Annotated in this window: 20 protein-coding genes and 1 pseudogene; 3 read left to right on the top strand and 18 right to left on the bottom strand. The window is 73.7% G+C overall.

Going from position 1 to position 22,227, the window contains the following annotated elements:
• Positions 1 to 19: 19 nt before the first annotated feature.
• From OIE12_RS32600 to OIE12_RS32555, 10 genes and pseudogenes are all read right to left on the bottom strand, one after another.
• A complete protein-coding gene (locus tag OIE12_RS32600; protein WP_329141550.1) occupies positions 20 to 427 on the bottom strand; it encodes an STAS domain-containing protein in 408 nt (135 codons plus the stop codon).
• Entirely contained in the window at positions 424 to 1,518 is a 1,095-nt protein-coding gene (locus OIE12_RS32595; RefSeq protein WP_329141549.1) for a cobalamin B12-binding domain-containing protein, read from the bottom strand. Before OIE12_RS32595 ends, OIE12_RS32600 begins: the two co-directional genes overlap by 4 nt.
• Entirely contained in the window at positions 1,515 to 3,122 is a 1,608-nt protein-coding gene (locus tag OIE12_RS32590; protein ID WP_443054084.1) for a SpoIIE family protein phosphatase, read from the bottom strand. Before OIE12_RS32590 ends, OIE12_RS32595 begins: the two co-directional genes overlap by 4 nt.
• Positions 3,123 to 3,309: 187 nt before the next feature.
• A complete protein-coding gene (locus OIE12_RS32585) occupies positions 3,310 to 3,648 on the bottom strand; it encodes an STAS domain-containing protein (protein WP_329141548.1) in 339 nt (112 codons plus the stop codon).
• Positions 3,645 to 4,760: pseudogene (locus OIE12_RS32580) on the bottom strand (ATP-binding SpoIIE family protein phosphatase); the annotation flags it as partial. The pseudogene OIE12_RS32580 and the gene OIE12_RS32585, both read right to left, overlap by 4 nt.
• Before the next feature lie 200 nt (positions 4,761 to 4,960).
• A complete protein-coding gene (locus tag OIE12_RS32575) occupies positions 4,961 to 5,443 on the bottom strand; it encodes an ATP-binding protein (RefSeq protein ID WP_329141547.1) in 483 nt (160 codons plus the stop codon).
• 339 nt (positions 5,444 to 5,782) lie between these two features.
• Positions 5,783 to 6,757 (bottom strand): amidohydrolase family protein, encoded by a 975-nt coding sequence (locus OIE12_RS32570; RefSeq protein ID WP_329141546.1) that lies wholly within the window; start codon positions 6,755 to 6,757, stop codon positions 5,783 to 5,785.
• Positions 6,758 to 6,859: 102 nt separating this feature from the next.
• Positions 6,860 to 8,389 carry a SulP family inorganic anion transporter gene (locus tag OIE12_RS32565; RefSeq protein ID WP_443053998.1) on the bottom strand — a complete coding sequence of 510 codons (1,530 nt, stop codon included), beginning with the start codon at positions 8,387 to 8,389 and terminating at the stop codon, positions 6,860 to 6,862.
• A 571-nt stretch (positions 8,390 to 8,960) separates the two neighbouring features.
• Positions 8,961 to 9,851, bottom strand: coding sequence for a LysR family transcriptional regulator (locus OIE12_RS32560; protein ID WP_329141545.1), 891 nt, complete (start codon positions 9,849 to 9,851; stop codon positions 8,961 to 8,963).
• 83 nt (positions 9,852 to 9,934) lie between these two features.
• The gene (locus OIE12_RS32555; protein ID WP_329141544.1) at positions 9,935 to 11,047 is read right to left on the bottom strand and encodes a YeiH family protein; all 1,113 of its coding nucleotides are present in this window, start codon (positions 11,045 to 11,047) and stop codon (positions 9,935 to 9,937) included.
• Between the two features lie 71 nt (positions 11,048 to 11,118).
• Between OIE12_RS32555 and OIE12_RS32550 the strand changes: the two genes are divergently transcribed.
• On the top strand, positions 11,119 to 12,114 hold the full coding sequence (locus OIE12_RS32550) for a LysR substrate-binding domain-containing protein (RefSeq protein WP_443053996.1): 996 nt from the start codon (positions 11,119 to 11,121) through the stop codon (positions 12,112 to 12,114).
• Here OIE12_RS32550 and OIE12_RS32545 read toward each other — a convergent pair.
• The 7 genes from OIE12_RS32545 to OIE12_RS32515 are packed head-to-tail and all read right to left on the bottom strand — an operon-like array spanning position 12,083 to position 19,532.
• Positions 12,083 to 13,345, bottom strand: coding sequence for a 2-hydroxyacyl-CoA dehydratase family protein (locus tag OIE12_RS32545; protein ID WP_329141542.1), 1,263 nt, complete (start codon positions 13,343 to 13,345; stop codon positions 12,083 to 12,085). The two genes, OIE12_RS32550 and OIE12_RS32545, sit on opposite strands and share 32 nt — an antisense overlap.
• A complete protein-coding gene (locus OIE12_RS32540) occupies positions 13,342 to 14,448 on the bottom strand; it encodes a 2-hydroxyacyl-CoA dehydratase family protein (protein ID WP_329141541.1) in 1,107 nt (368 codons plus the stop codon). Before OIE12_RS32540 ends, OIE12_RS32545 begins: the two co-directional genes overlap by 4 nt.
• 47 nt (positions 14,449 to 14,495) lie before the next feature.
• Positions 14,496 to 15,734, bottom strand: a complete 1,239-nt coding sequence (locus OIE12_RS32535) for a CaiB/BaiF CoA transferase family protein (protein ID WP_329141540.1) — start codon at positions 15,732 to 15,734, stop codon at positions 14,496 to 14,498.
• A complete protein-coding gene (locus OIE12_RS32530; protein WP_329141539.1) occupies positions 15,731 to 16,873 on the bottom strand; it encodes a CapA family protein in 1,143 nt (380 codons plus the stop codon). Before OIE12_RS32530 ends, OIE12_RS32535 begins: the two co-directional genes overlap by 4 nt.
• A complete protein-coding gene (locus OIE12_RS32525) occupies positions 16,870 to 17,670 on the bottom strand; it encodes an amino acid ABC transporter ATP-binding protein (RefSeq protein WP_329141538.1) in 801 nt (266 codons plus the stop codon). The genes OIE12_RS32530 and OIE12_RS32525 overlap by 4 nt, the downstream gene beginning before the upstream one ends.
• Positions 17,667 to 18,596 (bottom strand): amino acid ABC transporter permease, encoded by a 930-nt coding sequence (locus tag OIE12_RS32520; protein ID WP_329141537.1) that lies wholly within the window; start codon positions 18,594 to 18,596, stop codon positions 17,667 to 17,669. The genes OIE12_RS32525 and OIE12_RS32520 overlap by 4 nt, the downstream gene beginning before the upstream one ends.
• A 3-nt stretch (positions 18,597 to 18,599) precedes the next feature.
• Entirely contained in the window at positions 18,600 to 19,532 is a 933-nt protein-coding gene (locus OIE12_RS32515) for a transporter substrate-binding domain-containing protein (protein WP_329141536.1), read from the bottom strand.
• 137 nt (positions 19,533 to 19,669) lie between these two features.
• On the opposite strand from OIE12_RS32515, the gene OIE12_RS32510 reads away from it, so the two are divergent.
• Positions 19,670 to 20,677 carry a PaaX family transcriptional regulator gene (locus OIE12_RS32510; RefSeq protein ID WP_329141535.1) on the top strand — a complete coding sequence of 336 codons (1,008 nt, stop codon included), beginning with the start codon at positions 19,670 to 19,672 and terminating at the stop codon, positions 20,675 to 20,677.
• 44 nt (positions 20,678 to 20,721) lie between these two features.
• Here OIE12_RS32510 and OIE12_RS32505 read toward each other — a convergent pair whose 3' ends face one another.
• Entirely contained in the window at positions 20,722 to 21,177 is a 456-nt protein-coding gene (locus OIE12_RS32505; protein WP_329141534.1) for a MarR family winged helix-turn-helix transcriptional regulator, read from the bottom strand.
• Positions 21,178 to 21,315: 138 nt separating this feature from the next.
• On the opposite strand from OIE12_RS32505, the gene OIE12_RS32500 reads away from it, so the two are divergent.
• Positions 21,316 to 22,227, top strand: a complete 912-nt coding sequence (locus tag OIE12_RS32500; protein WP_329141533.1) for an SDR family oxidoreductase — start codon at positions 21,316 to 21,318, stop codon at positions 22,225 to 22,227.

Here is a 22,227-nt window from a genome sequence, read left to right as displayed (position 1 = left end):
ACCCTACCGGTGCCGGGGGTCAGGTGGCCCCGGCCTCCGAGTTCTCGTCGTCGTCCTCCTCGGTCCCGGCGGCCTCCCGGGCCGCCGCGGTGGCGGGCGTGGTGAGGAGGTGGTCGAGGACGTTGGTGAGGTGGAGCATGCGCTCCAGGCACTCGGGTCTGTTGCGCAGGCGCAGCCGGGCCCCGGCGGCGGAGGTGTGCCGGTGGACCATCAGCAGGGCCGACAGGCCGGAGGAGTCGATCCAGGTCAGTTCCGCGAAGTCCAGGCACACCTCGCGGTGGACGACGGGACCGGCGAGGTGGCCGACGACGGCGCGGACCAGGTCCTCGCTGGTGTCGTAGTCCAGTTCGCCGGTCACCCGCACGGTCAGCGTGGGCGGCTCGTCGGCGGTGGTCAGGGCGAACTCGGTGGCTGTCGGTTCGGTCATGCGTGGGTGCCGGCTTCGGGGACGGGGTGGGCGGGGTGGTCCCGCACGGCCTCGGTGCCCTCGTGGAGCAGGCGCAGGGTGCGGGGGAAGTCGCGGAGCCGGCCGGCGAGGAGGCCGAGGCCGGCGGTGAGCGAACGGGCGGGGACGCCGCGGGCCTGGAGGATGCCCGCGGTCCAGGTGAGGAAGTCGGTGAAGACCTCGGCGTCGTCCATGTAGAGGGCGGTGGCGAGGAAGTCGACGATGTGGGCGAGGTCCTCCGCGGTGCGCTCGCGCTGCGCGTCGCTGTAGTGGCGCGCGGCGGGGAAGGCGTCCTCGAGGTCGACCAGGGTCTGCTTGACGAGCTGGGCCCGGGACCGGACGATCAGCGTGTACTCCTGGTCGGCCAGGTGCGGCAGGTCGTCCACGGCCTGGCGGCTGACCGACGGGTCGGGCCCGGAGAATCCCTTCTCCAGTATCCCGGCCGCGCCGCGGGCGTCGGCCGCCCATCCGTCGGCGCCCAGTGCCCGGGCGTGCCGGCCGTCGGGGCCGAAGGCGCGTCCGCCCGCCAGGACGGGGACGCCGACGGCCTGGCAGGCGGTGATGGCGGCGTGCGCGGCCGGCAGGTGGGTGGGAAGCGAACCGGACAGCAGCAGCGCGTCGGTGTGGGTGTGGTGCAGATGGGCGACGAGGTGCGGGGTGGGGGTCTGCGCGCCCAGGTAGTCGACCCGCCAGCCACGCAGCCGCAGCACCTCGGCGACGAGCCGGGCGGGGAAGGCGTGCCACTCGCCGTCGACACAGCCGACCGTCACGCGTCCGCGTCCGCGTGCGGTGGCCGGGCGCGGCGCCGCCGGCCCGTGGTGGGCGAGCGCGGCGACGACGCGTTCGTTGATCGCGGTGGCGGCGTGCTCCTGGGCGACGGTGAGCCGGTCGGCGGCCCATTCGGTGCCGATGCGTTCCTGCACCGGGGCGATCACGTCCAGGAGCAGCGTCTCGTCGTCGACGTGCCCGGCCGAGGCCTCCTGGACGAGGGCGACGGCGGTGTACTCGTCGCCGCCGGCCACGGCCTGCCACAGCGCGTCCCGGAGTCCGGCCGGTGTGGTGAGGTCGCTCACCCGATCCTCCCGCTGTTCTTTCCGCTGACGACCGCCAGCGGTCCGGTCCTCGCCGCGCCGATCGCGACGACGGCCATGTCGTCGTGGCGCCCGGAGTGCAGCCATTGGGAGGCGAGCATCTGTACGTGGTCCACGACGGCCTCCGCCGGCATGCCCGCGCAGCCGGCCAGCGCCCGCCGCAGCCGGTCCTCGCCGAAGAGTTCGTCGCCGAGCGGGCCGCCGCGGGCCTCGGTGATGCCGTCGGTGTAGAGGAGACAGATCTCCCCCGGGCCGAGCGCCGTCTCGACCGTGCGGGCCGGCACCTCGGGCAGCGCGCCGACGAGGGTGCCGTGGGTGGGCACCTCCTCCACCGTGCCGTCGGACCGGACGATCAGCGGCGGCAGATGGCCGGCGCTGGTCAGCCGCAGCAGCGCACGGCTGCCGCGGCGGCGCACGGAGGCGAGGACGAGGGTCGCGAAGCGGGTGTGGTGGGAGGACAGGAGCGCCCCGTTGAGGAGGTCGAGGACCCGCTGGTGGTCGTCGGCCAGCGGCAGCAGGGCGTGCAGGGTGTTGCGGATCTTGCCGGTCAGCACCGCCGCGTCCAGTCCCTTGCCCGCGACGTCGCCCAGCACGACGAGGGTCTCCCGGGAGGGATCGGGGCCGGGGTGGACGTCGTAGAAGTCGCCGCCGACGCGCTCCTGGTCGGCCGCGGCACGGTAGTTGCCCGCGTACTCCACGCCGTTGACGCCGCCGAGCATGGGCGGGAGCAGCTCGCGCATCAGGGTCTTGGTGAGGGCGGACTGCTCGGCGTAGAGGCGGGCCGCGGACAGCGCGGCGCCGGCCCGGGCGGCGAACAGGTGGGCGAAGACCTCCTCGCCCTCGGTGAAGGCGTTCTCGGTGCTGGAGCGCAGCAGTACGAGGGCCCCGGCGGGCACCCCGTGGCCGGGCAGCGGGGTGACGATGACCGAGCCGACCGGGCCGGCGAAGCCGTCGGGGATGAGCCAGTCGGGGATGTCGTCGGGGTTGAGCCAGCGGGCCGGCACCGGCGGGAATCCCTGCAGCGCCTCCGCGAGCCCCGGCACGCCGGCGACGTCGACCTGGCGGGTGACCTGGACGACCGCCTCGCCCCGTGCGGCGTAGGTGAGTTGGTGGCGGCGCCCCTGGGGCGGGGAGATGAGGACGGCGGCCTCGGCCATGTGCTGTGCGGCCATGGAGGCGGTCACCTCCATGCAGCGCGGCACGTTGAGGGTCGACAGGAGCGTGGAGGAGATCCGCGAGAGCATCTCGGAGCGTGCCCGCGCGCTGCGCAGGGCCGTCTCCGCCTGCCGGCGGTCGGTCTCGTCGACCAGCCACCAGACCACGGTTCCGTCGGCCGCCGGGGTGGGGTGCGCCGCGAAGAAGCGGTCGCCGAGGTGTCCGGCCGGGGCGTCGCCGCCGGTGTCGTGCGGGGCGGCGGTGAGGCGGTGGTGGGCGTCCGACAGCCAGGGCGGCACCGTCGCGCGCAGCAGGTCACCGCGTGCCGCGTCGGGCAGGAGCCGACGGGCGGCCCGGTTGAGCCGCGTGAGGCCGCCGTGCCGGTCGACGACCAGCACGGGGTACGGGGCGTCGCGCCACGCCTCGCCCACCGGGACGCGGGCATCGCCGGTGCCGGTGGACGGACCGGGAGGGGAGCCGGTGGGACTGAGGGAAGCACACAAATCGGCAGGCACGCGCCGTGCGTACCCCACCACCTCTCTGCTGGGCGGAGAATCGTCGAACGTTCAGAGTTCCTCACCGCACCGGTCGGGCGCAACCCACCCCAGAACGCCGGTGTCAAACACCGTTTCCCTCACCCGCGGGGAGATGTCCGTCACCTTCGGGGAGGTGCGGGCCGCGGACCTCAAGGAGGTCGGTGAGACCGGAGACCGTCAGAACGGGGGCAAGCAAGGGGTTGGCGACGAGTTCCGGACGGTCGGCGTGGACGAACAGGGCGCTCAGGCCCGCGCTGTCAAGGTACTCCACCGCGCTCAGGTCGAGCACGAGGGGGCCGGGGGTGTCCTCCAGCGCCCGGACGAGGGCGTCGACGTTGCTCATGTCGATCTCGCCCGACGCCGTCAGCCGCGGCCTGCCGTCGGGGTGCCGGCCCGGGGTGAGGGTGAGCGGGGTGGTCATCGGGCGATCCTCGTGTGCATGTCGACGGTGGTGCCGGCCGGGCCGGGGGTGATGGTGACCTCGCGCATCATGGCGCGCATCAGCGTGATGCCGCGGCCGCGGTGGGTGTCGCGCTCGGGCCGCGGCGTCTTCCAGCTGCCGGTGTCGGCGACGGTCAGCCGCAGGTCGTCGACGAGGGCCTCGGCGCGCAGCCGGACGCCGTCGCCGGGGCTGTGCCGGTGTCCGTGCTCGATGGCGTTGGCGCATGCCTCGCCCGCGGCGACCAGGACGCTCTGCGCGGTACCGGGCGGCAGGTCGCACTGGCCGAGCCGGCCGCGCAACGCCTTGCGGACCGGGGCGAGTTGGGCTGACTCCGCGGGGAAGGTCAGCTCCAGCGGGGCGGGGTGCCGGTAGAGCAGCAGGGCGACGTCGTCGTAGCCGCCGGCCGGGGCGAGGCGTTCCATGACGTGCGTGGCGAGGTCGTCGAGGGCGGTGTCGCGGCCGTCCCGCACCGCCGCTCCGGCCCGGCCGATCCCGGCGTCCAGCGGGCGGCGGCGCCGTTCGACGAGTCCGTCGGTGTAGAGCAGCAGCGTGGCCCGTGCGGGCATGACGCACTCGGCCTCGGGGCGCGGCCGGCCCGGCCGTACGGCGAGCGGGATCGCGCGCCCGTCCTCCAGGAGCCGGACGGTGCCGTCGGCGAGGACGAGGATGCCCGGCGGGTGTCCGGCGCTGGAGTAGGTCAGGCGGCCGGTGCCGGGGTCCAGGACGCCGCAGAAGACGGTGGTGCACCGGGCGCCGGGGACGGTGGCGGCGAAGTGGTCCAGCGCCATGAGGGTCCCTGCGGGGCCGGCGTCCTGGAGCAGCAACGCGCGGCAGGCGCTGCGCAGTTGGCCCATGACGGAGGCGGCCTGAAGGCCCCGGCCGACGCAGTCGCCGACGACGATGCCGATGCGGCCGTCGGGCAGGGTGAGGGTGTCGTACCAGTCGCCGCCGACCTCCAGGGGCCGGGTGGCGGGCTCGTACCGCACGGCGAGCCCCGCGGGCAGCCGGGGCGGGCCGAGGATGGCGCGCTGCAGGGCGAGGGCGGTCTCCCGCTGCTGGTCGATCCGGTGGGCGCGGGCGAGGCCCTGCGCCGGCCGGCGGACGGAGGCCGCGGGCGCCCCGTTCGCCCTCGCCGGGCCCGGCGCCGATCTGCGGCGCGTCTGCCAGGTCACCGGGATCGACCAGTTCGTCACCGTGTACCCCGACCGCGCGCGGGCCGCCGAGGCGCTGGCGCACCCGGGAGACGCCCTGAACGGGTGAGCGACGACCCGGCACCGGGGCGCCGAGGCCGTCAGGGTCCGCCGACGAGCGGGTCGTCGACAACGCAATCGTCGACGAGCGCGATCCGGGCCGTGATGCGCTTGCCCGTCGGCTCGCGCGTCGCTTCGAGGTCGCGGGCGATGGCCTTGACGATCTCCAGCCCGTGCTGGCCGATCCGGTCGGCGTCGGCCGGCCGGGCGACCGGCAGCTGCGGATCGCCGTCCCGTACGACCACCTCCAGCAGCCCCGCCGCGACCCGCAGCTCCAGGGAGACCGGCCCGGGGGCGTACTTGCGCGCGTTGGTGACCAGCTCGCTCACGACGAGCTGCGTGTCGCCCACGACACGCGCGGACACGGGCATCCCCAGCTCGTCCCGGACCCGGCCGAGGAAGGCCGTCGCGAGGTCCCGGGCCCGCGCGATGTTCACGCCCTCCTTCTCCAGCCTCACCGTCACCCGTATCGGTGTCCCCGTGAGCGGGGAGGGGCGGCCGTCGCCGCCGGTAACCGACTCCATACGCCCTCATTCGCACTCGACCCGCACCTGTCCCGGCCACGGACGGGTACACCCACTCGCCGGCTCAGCCGTCCTCTCAGGGTAGAGCAGATGTTCGTGCGGTCCGGTCAGGAGGCGGGGCCCGGCGAGCATGCTCGGTCCGCCGCGCCGTCCGTGTCGAGGCCCGGGGCCACCATGCGCGCGTCGACCAGGTGCTGGGCGGCCTCGCGCTCCCGGTGGTCCGCGAGTCCTCCACGTCCGGCGCCGGCAGCACGTGCAGGGAGCGGACACGGCTCACCCACGACACCCGGCGGCAAAGGAGTTCTCCCTGCGCGTCATCGCCACGACTCCGCCGGACGGCTACCGGTTCCGTGCGGCGACGCGGGGCAGCAGGCGGGTGGCGTTGGCCGTGGTCAGCGCGCGCCAGGTGGTGGCGCCGGGCTGGTCGGCGGTGTCGAGGGAGGCGACCTGCTGGGCGACCGCGCCGACCGGCGTCCAGCAGTAGTCGCTGCCGTACAGGATCCGTGCGGGGCCGAAGGCGCGTTCCAGGGCCGGTACCTGGTGCGGGAAGGGGGTTCCGGCGAGGTCGAACCACAGCCCGGACACCTGCTCCCGGACGGACGGTTCGTCCGGGGAGCCGCCGTCGAACGCGGTGCGGAAGAGTTCCATCCGGTCGACCAGCAGCGGGAGCGTGCCGCCGCCGTGGGTGAAGATCCACCGCACGCCGGGGTGCCGGGTGAGGACCCCGTTGAAGACCAGGTCGGAGACGGTGCGGGTGGAGTCGAAGAGGAATTCCAGCATCGGCCGGGGCCGGCCCACCGAGACCGTCTCGGGGTGGACGGGAGAGGTGGGGTGGACGAAGACCACGGCCTCGCGGCGGCCGAGTTCGGCCCACAGCGGCTCGAACCGCTCGTCGCCCAGGTAGCGGCCGTGCGCGTTGGACTCGACGGTGACGCCGTCGCTGCCCAGCTCGTCCAGCGCGTACGCGAGCTCGGCGAGGCTGCCGTCGACGTCCGGCAGCGGCAGCGAGGCGAAGTGGCCGAAGCGGCCGGGGTGGGCGCGGACGACGCCGGCGGCGTACTCGTTGACCTCGCGGGTGAGCGTACGGGCCGCCGCGTCGTCGCCGAAGTGCGTGCCCGGGGAGGAGATGGTCAGCAGCGCGGTGCGGATGCGGTGCTCGTCCATCAGCCGCAGGTGTTCCTCGGGACTCCAGGAGGGCCAGCCGGGCATCCCGTCCGGACGGGTGTGCCCGGCGGCCCGGGCCGCGCGCACGTAGGAGTCGGTCACGAAGTGGGCGTGGACGTCGATCAGTTCGCCGGGGGCCGGGTCGGCCATGGTGCGTCACTCCTCACGACTCGGGGGCGCGGGAAGCGCCCCCGGACACGATAGTGATCCGTCGCGGCCGGGCCCCGCCGGCTCGGGGCCCGGTGGCCGGTTTCAGTGGCTCGCGGTGAGTTCGCCGCTCAGCCTGCCGTGCAGCCGGGCGCTGGAGGTGTTCAGGCCGATGATCTCGACGGTCTTGCCGCGCTGGGCGTACTTGGTCTCGATGGCGTCCAGTGCGGCGACGGAGGAGGCGTCCCAGACGTGGGTGTCGGTGAGGTCGATGACGACCTTGTCGGGGTCGCCGGCGTAGTCGAACCGGGTGACGAGGTCGTTGGAGGAGGCGAAGAAGAGCTGCCCGGTGACGGCGTAGACGACCTGGCTGCCGTCGGGGTCGGTGACGGAGGTGACCTCGGTGAGGTGGGCGACACGGCGGGCGAAGACCACCATGGCGGTCAGCGAGCCGACGACCACGCCGATGGACAGGTTGTCCGTCGCCACGACGACCACGACCGTCACGACCATGACGGCACTCTCGCCGACCGGCATCCGCTTGAGCGTGGCCGGCTTGACCGAGTGCCAGTCGAAGGTGCCGACGGAGACCAGGATCATGACGGCGACCAGGGCGGCCATCGGGATCCGGGAGACCACGGGGCCCAGCACGATGCACAGGATGAGCAGGAAGAATCCGGCCAGGAACGTCGACAGCCGGGTGCGGGCACCGTTCTTCACATTGATCATCGTCTGGCCGATCATGCCGCAGCCGCCCATGCCGCCGAAGAAGCCCGTGACGATGTTGGCGATGCCCTGGCCGACCGCCTCGCGCGTCTTGTCGGACCGGGTGTCGGTGAGGTCGTCGACCAGCTTCGCGGTCATCATCGACTCCATGATGCCCACGAGTGCCATCGCGAAGGCGTACGGGGCGATCACGGTGAGGGTGTGCGTGGTGAACGGCACGTCGGGGAGGCCGGGCACGGGGAGCGACGAGGGGAGCGTGCCCTTGTCGCCGACGGTCGGCACGGCGATGCCGGCGGCGACGGTGAGCACGGTCAGGATGACGATCGACACGAGCGGTGCGGGCACCGCCTTGGTCAGCCTGGGGAACGTCAGCATGAGGACCAGGCCGCCGGCGACGAGCGGGTACACCGGCCAGGGCACGTCGCGCAGATTGGGGATCTGGGCGGTGAACAGCAGGATGCCGAGGGCGTTGACGAAGCCGACCATCACGCTGCGCGGGACGAACCGCATCAGCTTGGCCACTCCCAGCGCGCCGAGCACGATCTGGAAGACGCCGGCGAGGACGACGGTGGCGACCAGGTAGCTGAGGCCGTACTGGCGGGCTACGGGGGCGACGACCAGGGCGACGGCGCCGGTCGCGGCGGAGATCATCGCGGGCCGGCCGCCGACGAAGGCGATCACCATGGCCATGGTGCAGGCGGCGAACAGGCCGACCTCGGGGTCGACGCCGGCGATCACGGAGAACGAGATCGCCTCCGGGATCAGGGCCAGGCCGACCACCAGGCCGGCCAGGGCCTCGGTGCGGAAGACGGCCGGCGACAGCCAGACGGGCCGGCCGGGCCGGCCGAGGCGGCGCGGCAGCCCGGCGAAACGGGGACGGGAGGAAGGCGCGGGTGCGGGAGTGGGCAAGGGAGGCGGTACCTGTCTGGGCTCGGGCGCGCCCGGGCGGCGGGGCGCGGGGGGACGGACACGGCGGGCCGGACGGCGGGCCGCGGTCGGCCCGCGGTACGCGGGCCGGAAGTCTGGGGCGGGGGCGGCGATGGACTGCTGTCCGCGCGGCCCGGCCGCTGTCAGGGCCGGTAGGTCACGGCGGACAGGCGTCGGCGCCGGGCGTCGTCGGCTCGCGCACGCGTGTCTCCCGGAACTCGGAACGGTTCGCCGGGAACGGCGTCGGCCCCGGTACGGCGGTGGCGGAACCCGTCCGGGCCCGGTCCTCGCCGCGCGGGCCAACCTTACCGCGCGGCGCCGGAGCGGCGGTACGCCGACGGAACGCGTGGGCTCCCGCTGAGAGGGGCGCGGGGAACCGCGCATCTTTCAGGGGGGTCCGGGGGCGCAGCCCCCGGGGACGATGGGGGTCCCCCCTGCTCATGGGGGTCCCCCCTGCTCGAGCGCAGCCGAGAGCTTGGGGGAGGAGTTGAGAGCTTGGGGGAGGGCAGGGGCGGCGGGGGCGAGGAAACCTCCGCCGCCTGCCGGAGCGGAGTCAGGCCCCGGTGAGCGCCTGGATGACCCGGGTGATCTCCGGTGAGGGCCGGCCCGGGAGGCGGGCCGCCAGGACTCGGCGGAGTTCGGGCGGCGCGCCGTCGACCCGCAGCAGGGTCACCCCCTGCGGCAGCGCCGCCGACATCCCGCGCGGAACCGTCGTCACGCCGAAGCCCGCGGCGACCAGGCGCAGCTTGGTCAGCCAGTCGCGGGCGGTGTGGACGACCCGTGGGCGTCCGGGCAGGCCGGGCCAGACGCCGAGCAGGGGTTCGGCGCCGGAGGACGGCGTGGCGATCCAGGGGGCGTCGACGAGTTCACCGGCGTGCACGGACGTGCGGCCGGCGTACACGCCGGTGGTCGGCACGGCCACGCACAGCTCCGTGTCCTCGATCCGTTCGAGGTGCAGCGCGGGGCTCTCCCCGTCGGAGGGCCGGTGCGGTGGGCGGGAGGTCAGCACGGCGAGGTCGAGCGAGCCGGCCCGCAGGGACCGGATGAGGCTCGGCGTGGTGCCCTCCCGTGACGTCACGGCCAGGTGCGGATCGGTCTCGGCGAGCCGGGTGAGCGCGAGGGGCAGGAGCATGGCGCCCCCGCTGGGGAAGATCCCCAGCCGCACCGGTTCCGCCCGCCCGGCGGAGCCCGTGAGGTCCTGCTCGGCCTCGTCGAGGCAGGCCAGGATCGTGCGGGCGTGCCGCAGCAGGGTCAGCCCGGCCGGGGTGAGCCGCACCCCGTCGAAGTGCCGTTCGAACAGCACCGCGCCCGCCCCGCGCTCGAGCGCCGCTGCCTGCCGGGAGACCGCCGACTGCGTGTAGCCGAGCCGGACGGCGGCCGCGGTGAAGCTCCCCGACTCGGCCACCTGGCGCAGCACCCGCAGCGCCGTACTGGAGAAGTCCATGCCGCCTACGCATACCAGACGGACCGGGTTGTCGCTTCACGCATGCCCGTGCCGCCCGCGCGCACCGGGTTCCCGAGCCCGGCTCACAGATGCCCGGTCAGGAACTGGACGCCCAGGCTGGTGGCCGACACCACCAGCCACAGGCAGCCGCCGAGCAGCAGGGGCGCGGGGCCGGTCCGGCGCAGGGCGGCGGGGTCGGTGGACAGTCCGACGGCGGAGAGGGCGACCGTGATGAGGAAGGCGGCGAGCGTGCCGAGCGGGGCATGCGCGGCGGAGGGGACGAGCCCGGCGGTGTTCACGGCCGCCAGCGCCAGGAATCCGACGAGGAACCACGGGACCAGCCGGCCGACGCGCACACGGGCGGGCCGGTTCCCCTCGACGCCCGCGTCGGCGCCCGTACCCGCCCTCCGGCGCACGACCGCCGCCAGCCCGAGGCAGATCGGGATGATCATCAGCGTGCGGGCCAGTTTGACCACCACGGCGTAGTCGGCCGCCGGGCCGCCGTACGTCGTGGCGGCGGCGACCACCGACGACATGTCGTTGACGGCGGTCCCGGCGAAGAGGCCGAAGGCGTGCTGCCCCATCCCCAGCAGATGCCCGAGGACGGGGAAGACCAGCACGGCCGCGATGTTGAAGACGAAGATCGTGGAGACGGCGTAGGCCACCTCCGCCCCGACCGCCCCGATCACCGGCGTCACCGCCGCGATCGCGGAGGCCCCGCACACCCCGGTGCCCACGCCGATCAGCGTGCGCAGGTCCCGTACGACACCGAGCCGGCGCCCGATCCCGTAGGCCGCCGCCAGGCAGACCGCGAGGGTCACGAGCATCACCGGCAGCGAGCCGGCCCCGACCCGCAGCACCTGGCCGAGGGAGAGCTGCGCGCCCAGGACCACCACCGCCGCCTGGAGCACCCAGCGCCCGGCGAAGGCGACGCCCGGCCGCGTCCGCTCCCCCGGGCGCACCGCGACGGCCACCAGCACCCCGAGCGTGATCCCGCTCACCGGCCCGCCGACGACGGGCACGAGCCGGCCCAGCACCGTCGCGACGGCGGCGATCCCGACGGCGAGCGCGAGCCCGGGCAAGCGGGTGGCGGCAGCGCGGAACGGCGAAGCGGCGGGAGCCGTGCCGCGCCCTGGCACGGCGGGGTCACGCGGGGCGCGGGTTCTCCCCGGGCGGGAGACGCTGGCGTTCTTCATGATCACCACCTTGCGCGGCCCCGCCCCCGCCCTGTAGTCCCCGCTCGGTGAGGAGGTCATAGCGCGGACGTATGACCGGTGCCTACGCTGGCGCTGTGACAGACGCATCCGGGCCGGCGGACCCCCGTACCGCTCCCCTCCCCCTGCGCACCCCCGATCTGGAGTCGCTGCGGCTGCTCGTGCTCGTGGCCGAGCTGGAGAGCCTGGGCCGGGCGGCCGAGCGGCTGCGGATCTCGCAGCCGTCCGCCAGCCGCCGGCTGACCACGCTGGAGCGCGGGCTCGGCCTGGTGCTGGTGGACCGCACCCGGCGCGGCTCGCGGCTGACGCTGGCCGGGCAGATCGTCGCCGGGCACGCCCGCCGGGTGCTGGACGAGCTGGACGACCTCCTCGCCGGGGCCGGGAAGCTGCGCGACCGGCGGGAGGCCGAACTGCGGGTCGCGGCGAGCCTCACGATCGCCGAGTACCTGCTGCCCGGCTGGATCAGCGAGCTGCGCGCCCGCCGACCGGAGCTGTACATCGGATTGCAGGTGACCAACAGCGCGCACGTGCCCGAACTGGTCGAGTCGGGCGAGGCCGATGTCGGGTTCATCGAGGGGCCCCGGCTGTCCCGGGTGATGTCGACCCGGCAGGTGGCCGAGGACCGGCTCGTCGTCGTGGTCGACCCCGGTCACCCGTGGGCGCGGCGCCGGGAACCGCTCACCGCGCGGGAGCTGTCCCGTACGCCGCTGGTGCTGCGGGAGAGCGGTTCCGGCACCCGGCAGACCCTCGACCGCGCCCTGCACCTGGCCGGCTGCGAGCGGGCCCGGGCCCTGGTGGAGCTCGGCTCGACGACGGCCGTGCGCGGCACGGTGATCGCGGGCTCGGGACCGGCGGTGCTGAGCGAGCTGGCCGTCCGCCGTGACCTCGACGAGGGGCTGCTGGTCGGTGTCGAGGTCACGGGCGTGGACCTGACGCGCGATCTGCGCGCGGTCTGGCCCACCGGACGGCGTCTGGTGGGCCCGGCGGCCGAGCTGGTGGCGGTGGCCCGCCGCACCCTCACCCGCCGGCCGCCCGGTCCGACAAAGTGAGCGTGCCGAGCCAGTCGCCGACGGTGCGGGTGAGGCCGTCGCCGTCGGCGGCGCGCGCGTCCACGTTGTCGGCGTGCAGTTCCAGGACGGGGATGCCGGCGGCCTCCAGCGCGCGGGTCGTGAAGTAGCTGCCCCGGGAGTCCTCCGACACCAGGTGCACGACGCCGTCGACGCCGTGGTGCCGTGCCTCCTTGACGTACCACTCCGCCGACCAGGGCGGGGTGTAGAGCTGGTCGGGGAAGGCGGCGAAGCGGGCGGCCAGGGCGCGCAGCGGGTCGTCGCCGTAGCGGAGATAGCCGTCGGCGGCGATCGCGAGGTACATCGACCAGACGAACACGGCGCCGTGGCTCTCCTCGAAGCGCCGGTAGAAGTCGAGGTCGAACCAGAGCCCGCGGCCGATCCACATCAGACGCAGCCGCTCGTCGGGGCGGACGGCCGTTCCGGAGGCCACCCGTTCGGCGACCTCGTCGTGGAAGGCGCGGGCGGCGTCGCGCGCCCAGGTGGTGCCCCGGTGCCACTGCGGGATCATCACGCTGGGGATGGAGTCGTTGACGGGCAGCGGGCAGGGACGGGCACGGGCGATCAGGTCGCGGGTGCGGCGGTTCCACTCCTGCTGCTCGTTGACCAGCTCCATGACCTCGGCGAAGCGGGTCTCGGAGAAGACCCGGCCGGTGGTCTGTTCCAGGAACCGTATGAGGCCCTCCAGTTCGCCGGTCATCAGGTCCAGGCGGTCGCTGCCGACGGCCCGTTCCCAGTCGCGCGGCATGAGTTCCCACCAGCGGGTGGGGACGTCGTTCTCGGCGGCGCTCTCCAACGGGTAGAAGGAGACGCCGGGTTGGTCGCCCCAGAGGTCGAAGATCTTGCGGGAGGCGTCGCCCGTGGTCTCCGCGAGCACGATGGTGGGCCGGGGCAGCCCGCCCCAGGGGGCGCTTGCCGGGTCCGGGTCGAAGGCCGAGGCCAGGGGGATGGAGCTGTACTGCTCGCTGTCGTCGGGGAGCCCGCGGGCGCGCAGCAGTTCCAGGTAGTCCTGGGCGCGGCGCTTGGCGGTGACGATCGAGGACCACCACTGGTTGACGACGTACGGGATGCCCATGGTGCGGAAGATCTCCTGCGGGGCGTCGGCGTTGACCAGCGCGAAGTCGCCGCCGTCGGCCAGGTCCGCGCGGAGGCCGGCGAACCACTGCCGCTGGTGGGCGGTGGCGGCCGACGCCGAGTTCAGCCGGGCGTTCACCGGGTCACCTCCGCGTGGGGGCACAGTGCGGTCAGCGCTTCGGCCGCCCCGTCGTCGAGTGCGCCGTAGGGTTGCCGGCCGAGCAGGACGGACGGCAGGCCGGTGGCCGCCTCCTGGGCGGCGTAGTCCCAGCGCGGGGCCTCGTCGTGCCGCCGGGCGTAGCTCACCAGGGCCTCGGCGCCGCAGTCCCGTGCGGCCCGGCCGGTGTGTGCGGCCCGGGCCCGGATCGAGGCGCGCGGGGCGGTGGGGCCGTTGTACTGGTACCGCTCGGCGAGCGCCGCCTCGGTCGGTGCTCCGGTCGGACGCAGGTGGAGCAGGTCGCCCCGGTCGTGGTCCTCACCGACGATCAGGAGCCCCTTGTCCTCCAGCGCGGCATAGACGTGGGGCGTGTCGTGCGGGCTGCCGGTGAGGAACACCCGCAGCCCCTCGTGCTGGGGCAACTCGCCCGCCTCCTTGAGGAGTTGTTCGAGCAGGGCGGTGGCGCGGCCGACGGGGAGAGCCGTCGTCGCGGCCACCACGGTGAGCATCTCGGTGCCGGTGAGCCGGGCGGGCCGCTGCCGGCGCAGCGAGGCGACGCGTGTGAGCAGGGCGCGGAGCCGGTCGTGGGCGGCGATGGCGTCGGCGAGCGCCGCGTCGTCGACGGTCCGGCCGGCCCAGGTGCCGACGGTGGCGCGCACCTGGGCGAACTTGGCCCGGACGTACCGGGTGGTGGTCCGGTGCGGCAGATGCAGCACGTCGACCAGGTGCACCGGCGGCAGGGTCAAGGAGGGTTCTACGCGGCGCAGTTCGCGCAGTGCGTAGAACAGGCGCAGGGAGGCCTCGCAGTCCCGGGAGACGAGGAGGCCGTCGAGCGGTCCGTAGTCCTGGTCGAGGAGGCGGGTGAGGACCGAGCGGGCCGCCGGGTCGAGGCCGGTGCCCAGGTAGCGGTCGCCGGCCGTGTGGGGTGCTTCGGGGTTCCCGGACAGGCGCAGGGGGTGCAGTCCGGCGGCGGTGAGGTACTCCACGGGTACGTCGGCGCCGACGTACCCGATCACCGGGGCGGGGCCCCAGGCTTCCCCGGGGCCGGTGCCGAGGGCGAGGAGCTGCGCGAGGGCAGCGGGCATGGGTGTTCCTCCAGGTGGTGCGAGGACGTGGGTCCGGGCGCGGCGGGTCAGATCACCGACTCGGCGGCCAGCCGGGCGACGTCGTCGGCGCTGTAGCCGAGCCGCTCGCGGTAGACCGCGTCGTTGTGCTCGCCGAGCCCGGGAGCGGGTTGGTCCAGGGCCACGTGGGCGGCGGAGAACCGGATGGGGACGCCGGTGGTGGTGAGGCCGGGCACGACGCCGTGCTTGGGGTGGGTCACGGGGACGACCTCCTCGCGCGCGCGCACCAGCGGGTCCCGTACGGCCTCCCGGGGGTCGCGCACCTCGGCGGCGGGGACGCCTTCCGCGGTGAACGCGTCGAGGATCTCGGCGGTGGGGCGCACCCGGGTCCACTCCCGGATGAGGGCGTGGATCTCGTCGGCGTGGCGGACCCGCTGGTCACGGCTGTGGAAGCGGCCGTCGTCGACGAGGTCGGGACGGCCTATCGCCCGCAGGACGCCGTGCGCGAAGGCGTCGGTGGGCGCGGACAGCGCGAGGTGGCCGTCGGCGGTGGGCAGGATGCCGAAGGGGGCGAGCCGGGGCACCATGGCGCCGGTCCGCTGGGGCATGCCGACCTGTGCGAAGGCGTCGAAGGGTTCGCAGGCCACCAGGGAGGTGAGCGCCCCGAGCATGGAGACGTCCACGTGCTGGCCCTCGCCGGTCTGGTCGGCCTGCATCAGGGCCGACAGGGTGCCGATGACCGCGAACAGCGGGGCGAGCATGTCCCCGACGGGCAGTCCGAAGCGGACGGGGCCCTCGTCGGGTTCGCCCGCGGTGAGCATGACGCCGGACAGCGCCTGGATGATGGAGTCCATCGCCTTGCCGGAGCCGGGTCCGCCCTGGCTGCCGAAGCCGCTGATGGAGGTGTAGACGAGGCGCGGGTTGAGCGTCCGTACGGCGTCGTAGTCGATGCCGAGCCGGCCGGTGACGCCGGGGCTGTAGTTCTCCACCAGGATGTCGGCGTCGCGTACGAGGTCGGCGAAGACGCGGTGGGCGCGCGGGTCCTTGAGGTTGAGGGTGACGCTGAGTTTGTTGCGACCGCGGGCGAGCATGGAGACCGACATGTCGTCGGGTGCCTGCCGGGCCATGGACAGGCCGTCGCCGCCCACGTAGGGGGCGTTGTTGCGGGAGGAGTCGCCTCCGGTGGCCGGGTTCTCCACCTTGATGACGGTGGCGCCCAGGCCGGCCAGCAGCAGGGTCGCGTAGGGACCGGCCAGTGCGGTGGTCAGGTCGATGACGGTCCGCCCGGCCAGTGGCTGGTCGCTCATGATGCCCTCTCGGCGTGCAGCTGGATCAGTACGCGGCCGTCCTCGCGGACGAGCCGGCCGTTGAGGCCCGCGGTGCGGGTGATGCCCTCGATGTAGTCGGTGACGCGGCGGCCCTGTGCGGTGTCGCCGCAGGGCATGGGGCGCCCCAGGTCGTCGATCCAGCAGGGTTCGAAGCCCGCCTGGATGCCGCCTTCGCCGTCGAAGCGGCAGAGGGCGACGGCGGTGTTGCGGCTCTCGGGGTGGAAGGGGTAGGCGGGCATGTCCGGGTCGGGGGCGAAGCCGTAGAGCTCCTTGCGCCGCCGGGCCCACTCGTTGAGTTCGGCGCTGGAGCGGCTGCTCGCGTCGGGGGTGAGGGCGCGGGTGACGGTGACGAAGTTGCCGAGCCCGTGGAAGATCGGCCGGCCGCGGTGGACCTCGATGCCGCGCATGATGTGCGCGTGGTGGCCGAACACGGCGTCGGCACCGGCGTCGATGGCGGCGCGCGCCACCGGCCCCTCGTACATGGCGACCGTGGCCGGGGTGTGTCCGACGCCCTTGTGCAGTCCGACGAGGACGACGTCGGCGCGCTCGCGCAGGGCTGCCACGTCCGCTTCGAGGGCGGCCAGGCTGTCGGGGTCGGCGAAGGTGTAGGTCTTCGGCGGCCCGCCGGGGCTCGCGTGGTCGAGTTCGTAGTGGGTGAGGACGTGGACGTAGGCGCAGCCCGCCTTGCGGGAGGTGGCCCAGGACTCGCGTGGGCCGACGCAGTTGTAGGACAGGACGCCGACGCGCAGTCCGCCGCGTTCGACGACGGCGGGGGTGCGGGCCTCGTCGAGTGTGGCGCCGGCGCCGACGGGCACCAGGCCGGCCCGGCGGGCGTGGGCGACGGTGTCGGCGACGCCCACGTCACCGGCGTCGTAGACGTGGTTGCCGGCCAGGGTGACGACGTCGAAGCCGGCGTCGGCGAGCGCGGTCAGGGCGGCCGGGTCGGCGGGGGGTGCGGGCACGTCGGTGCTCTGCTGGACGGTGGTGGTCGAGTGCGGCACCTCGACGTGTCCGACGGTGACGTCGGCCGAGGTCAGCAGGGGGGCCGCGGGGGCGAGGAAGGAGGCCGGGTCGGGTTCGTCGAGGATGAGGTCGCCGACCGAGGCAACGGTGATCACGTGAGGTGCTCCTGTGGGGGTGCGAGGCTGTCGCGGTGCCGGGCGAGGAAGGCGCGCAGGCGTGCGGTGCGCGGGTTGGTGAGCATGTCGTCGGGCGGCCCGCTCTCCACGATCCGGCCGGCCTCCATGAAGACGCAGCGGTCGGCGACCTCCTTGGCGAAGGCGATCTCGTGGGTGACGACGACCATGGTCATGCCGTCGGCGGCGAGGCCGCGCATGACGGCGAGGACCTCGTCGACCAGTTCGGGGTCGAGGGCGCTGGTGGGCTCGTCGAAGAGCATGACGCGGGGCCGGGCGGCGACGGCGCGGGCGATGGCCACGCGCTGCTGCTGTCCGCCGGAGAGCTGGCGCGGGTAGTGGTGCGCGCGGTCGGCGAGACCGACCCGCTTCAGCAGTTCGTGCGCCTCGGCCTCGGCGTCCTGCCGGGTGCGGCCGTGGACGCGTACGGGGGCCTCGGTGATGTTGCGCAGCACCGTGAAGTGCGGGATGAGGTGGAACTGCTGGAAGACCATGCTCATGCGGCCGCGCTGGGCGGCGACGCGGCGGGCGCCGAGCGGCCGCAGGGTGCCGCGGTGCCGTTCGTGGCCGAGCAGTTCGTCGTCGAGGTAGATCGCGCCGGCGTCGATGGTCTCGAGCTGGTGCACGCACCGGATCAGTGTCGACTTCCCCGAACCGGAGGGGCCGATGACGGTGACGACCTCGCCGTCGGCGACGTCGAGGGTGACACCGTCCAGGGCGACGTGGTCCCCGAAGCTCTTGCGGACGCCCCGCACGCGCAGGGCGGGCTCACTGGTCATGCGGACGCTCCGTTCTTCGGACGGCGGCCCCGGCCGGCCGGGGTGCGACCGCTCGTCGCGTGGCCCCGTGAGAAGTGGCGCTCCAGCCGGCGCTGTCCGACGGTGAACAGGGTGACCACGACGAGGTACCAGAGGCAGGCCACGAGGAGCAGGGGGACGATCTGGTAGGTGCGGTTGTAGATGACCTGCACCGAGTGCAGCAGATCGGCCATGGCGATCACCGAGACCAGCGCGGTCCCCTTGAGGACGCTGATGAACTGGCTGCCGCTGGGCGGGATGATGACGCGCATCGCCTGCGGCAGCACGACCCGGAAGAACGTCTGGGCCGGGGTGAACCCCATCGCGCGGGCGGCGTCGCGCTGGCCCTGTTCCACGCTGAGCAGCCCGCTGCGGATGATCTCCGCCATGTACGCCGACTCCACCAGTGACAGGCCGACCACGGCCGCCGTGACGGGGGTGATGACGTCGTTGGCGTTCCAGGAGGCGAACGCGGGGCCGAAGGGGATGCCGATCGAGATGCGCGGCAGGAGATAGGCGAGGTTGAACCAGAAGATGAGCTGCACCAGCGGCGGGATGCCGCGGAACACGCCGATGTAGAGGGCGGCCGCCCAGCGGACCGGCGCGAAGTCCGAGAGCTGGGCCGCCGCCAGGGCCGCGCCGACGACGGAGCCGATGGCGATGGCGGCGACGGCCAGCCACACCGAGGTGCCGAGGCCGGACAGGACGCTGGGGTCGAAGAGGTTGTCCGCGACCACGTCCCATTCCAGCCGCGGATTGGTGAACAGGAAGCGGAGGAGCAGCGCGGCCACGACGGCCAGCACGACAGCGGCCACGATCCGCCAGGGCCGTACGCGCCGCGCCGCGTGGGCGACGTCGTCGGTGCCGGGGACGGCGGCGGTTTCCTTCAGGGAGAGGGATCCGGACACGGCTCAGCCCTCTTCGGCGGCGATGTTCAGGACGGGCTTGTCGACCATGACGTCCGTCAGTCCCCAGTGCTTCATGACCCGGCGGTACTCACCGTTGTCGAAGAGCTTCTGGAAGGCCTTCTGGACCACCGGGCCGAGGCCGCTGTCCTTGGGGACAAGGAGGGCGAGGTTGTCGGTGGTGGCGCCCTGCTCCTCGCTCTGCGTGACGTAGACGTAGGTGTCCGACTGGGACTTGGTGACGTCGATGGCGGCGGCCTGGGTCATGCCGGCGGCGTCGGCGCGGCCCGACTTGGTGGCCAGCAGGGTGGCGTTGGTGTCGTCGAGGCCGATCGACCGCGCGGGGTCCTTGCCGTGGGCGGTGCAGTACGCGGAGAGCTTCTTCAACTGGCCCTCGACGATGCTCGACTTGACCACGGCGACCTTCTTGCCGCACAGCCCGGCCGCCGAGGAGACCTCGCCCTTGGAGTCCTTGGAGCCCTTGGGCAGCACGTAGGAGGTGCGGCTGGTCATCCAGGTGATGGTGTCGAACTGGCGCTCGCGCTCGGTCGTCGCCTCCACCGGTCCGTTGAACGCCTGGTAGCGCCCGCTGAGCATCCCCTGCAGCGCCGCGGGCAGGTTGCTCACGATCGTCACCTCGGTGCGCACCCCGAGTACCTGACCGAGGGCCTTCTGCAGGTCGCGGTCGATGCCGGTGACCGTGCCGTCCGCGCCGACCGACCGGAAGGGCGGGTGCGAGTCACCCGCGAAGCGCAGGACGCCCGAGTCCTTGACGGACTCCGGCAGGGCGTCGTGCAGCGCCGGAACCTTGGCCACGGACGGGGAGGAGCTTGCCTCCTCCCCGGAGGAGCCGCAGCCGGCGAGGGCGAGGGCGGAGAGCAGCGCGGTGGTGAGTGTGGCAGGTGTTCGCCACCGGCGGTGGGATGAGGAGTTGCGCATGAAGGCATTCCCTTGCATGAAATGAGATCCGCACCATTGTCGGTATCGCTGCCGAGCGTCGCACGAGGTGTCACCTATGACAAGGGTCGTGCCATACTTTCGACCGACCCGAATGGTGCGCGAGAATCCGAGGTGTCATGGGGAAGGACCTGTCGAAGGCCGAGCTGCCCCGGGATCGGAGCGGGGCGGAACCCCAGCTCCTGCTGACGTCCCTGCTGGGCGATTTCTGGTACTGGCGCGACGAGCACATTCCGGCTACCGCGCTGGTCAGACTGCTTGCCGACTTCGATGTCACCTCGGACGGCGCCCGCGCGGCGATGCGCCGCCTCGTGGCCCGCGGACTGCTGGACACCTCGCGCAGCGGACGCACCACGGCGTACGGCATCCCGGCCCGCACCTCGGAGGTGATCGTCGAGCGCACGTACCGCATGCTGACGTTCGGCACCGTCGCCCCTGAGTGGGACGGACAGTGGACGGTCGTCACGTTCTCCGTCCCCGAACAGGACCGCGGCGTACGCACTACGCTCCGTTCCCGGCTGCGTCTGCTGGGGTTCGCCGCGCTCTACGACGGGGTGTGGGTGTCACCGCGCGACCTCGGCGGGGACGCCCAGGAGCTGCTGCGGGAGCTCGGCATCAGGACCGCGACCGTGCTGCGGTGCACCCAGGTGCCGGGCGGCACCCCGCAGGGCTCCCTCACCTCCGCCTTCGACCTGACGGAACTGGTGCGCGAGTACCGGGAGTTCGCCGAGCGCTACGAGCCCGTGCTGGGCAGTCTCGACGCCGGTCTCATCAGCCCGGCGCAGGCGCTGCGCACCCGCACCGAACTGCGGGTCGCCTGGCGGCGGTTCCCCGAGACCGATCCCGACCTCCCGGCCCCGCTGCTGCCGCCCGACTGGGACCGCCCGCGCGCCCAGCGGGTCTTCGTGCAGATCTACGACCGCCTCGGCCCGCTCGCCGAACTGCGGTTCCGGCAGATCCTCGCCACGGTCTCGCCCGAACTGGCGGAACTGGCCACCCACCACGACACCGCCGCCATAGCGGAGCTGTACGCCTCCCTGGGCGACCGCAAGGCGCACGGCGACACCCCGTTCGAGCAGGCCGCACGGGCCCGCAGGCTGGACGAGGTGTCACGGGCGAAGCGGTAGTTCTCCCGCGTCCCGCCCTGCCGGCGTCCCGCCCACCGCTCACCTCAGGACAGTGACCGGTGGGCGCTCTTGAGGTAGTCACGGAAGCGCTCGACGTCGGCGGGTTCCAGCTCGCCGACCATGCGCTCCTCCAGCAGCCGGGCCGGTTCGGCGTACCGCGCCAGCAGCCGGCGCCCCGCGTCCGCGAGCAGGATCACCTTCTCGCGCCGGTTGCCGGGGTTCGGCTCGCGCCGGACCAGCCCCCGGTTCTCCAGCGCGCGGACCATGTCGGCCATGGACTGCGCCGTGACGAACGAGTCCCGGGCGAGCTGCGCGGCGGACACCCCGTCGCGCCGCTCCAGCACGGTCAGCGCCGTGTACTGGAGCGCGGTCACCCCGGCCGGCTTGAGCAGCTCCTCAAGCCGCGCCCGCACGACGAGTTCCGTCCGTTTGAGCAGATAGAGCAGCGAGGGGCTCGGCTCCACGCCGTCCGCCACCGCGGACCGGCTCGTCTCCGTCATGCCGTGCCTCCCCCGGCAGTCACCTGCCTCGTTCTGACCACGTCGAGACGCCCACCCTAAGCCATTGACAGGAATCCTGTCGAAGGAGAACACTGAGCGAACCAACAGGATTCCTGTCGATCAGGGAGAGGGACAGCCATGGATCTGCACGGAAAGGCCGCCGTCGTCACCGGGAGCGGGCGCGGGCTCGGGCTCGCCTATGCCCGGGCCCTCGCCGCGGCCGGCGCCGCCGTCGTCGTCAACGACGTGGACGCCGACGCGGTCGACGCCGCCGTCGCCTCCATCACGGCGGACGGCGGCCGGGCGGTCGGCGTCGTGGCCGCCGTGGGCGACAGCGAGGCCGCCGAGCGGCTGACGGAGACGGCCGTACGGGAGTTCGGCAGCCTGGACGTCCTCGTCACCAACGCCGGCATCCTGCGCGACCGGGTGCTGTGGAAGATGACGGACGACGACTTCGACGCCGTCGTCCGGGTCCATCTGCGCGGCACCTTCACCTGTGCCCGCGCGGCGGCGGTCCGGATGCGCGAGCAGGGCACCGGGGGCCGGCTGATCCTGATCTCCTCCCCCGCCGGCCAGCGGGGCAACTTCGGCCAGACCAACTACGCCGCCGCCAAGGCCGGCATCGTGGCGATGGCCCGCACCTGGGCGCTGGAGCTGGCCAGGGCCGACGTCACCGCCAACGCCGTCGTGCCGGTCGCCGCCACGGAGATGACCAAGACCATCCCGGCCTTCGCCCCGGTCCTCGAAGAGGCAGAGCGCACGGGCGCGCCCCTGCCGGACTGGCTGCGCAAGGACGAGGGCCTGGGCACCGTCGAGGACGTGGCGGGCCTGATCACCTTCCTCGCCTCCGATGCCGCCAAGGACATCACCGGTCAGGCCATCGGCATCGGCGGCGACCGCCTGGCCCTGTGGTCCCATCCCGCCGAGAAGACCGTCGCCTTCGCCGACGGCGGCTGGAGCGCGGACGCCCTCGCCAAGGGATGGTACGACGGTGTCGGGGCCGAGCCCGAGACGTACGGCATCCCGGCCCCCAAGGCCCCGGAGGCATGA

Origin of the sequence: Streptomyces sp. NBC_00670, from assembly GCF_036226765.1 — a bacterium.
Taxonomy (GTDB): Bacteria; Actinomycetota; Actinomycetes; order Streptomycetales; family Streptomycetaceae; genus Streptomyces.
Note: the sequence above shows the minus strand (reverse complement) of the source record. Positions and strands in the feature narration are given on the sequence as shown.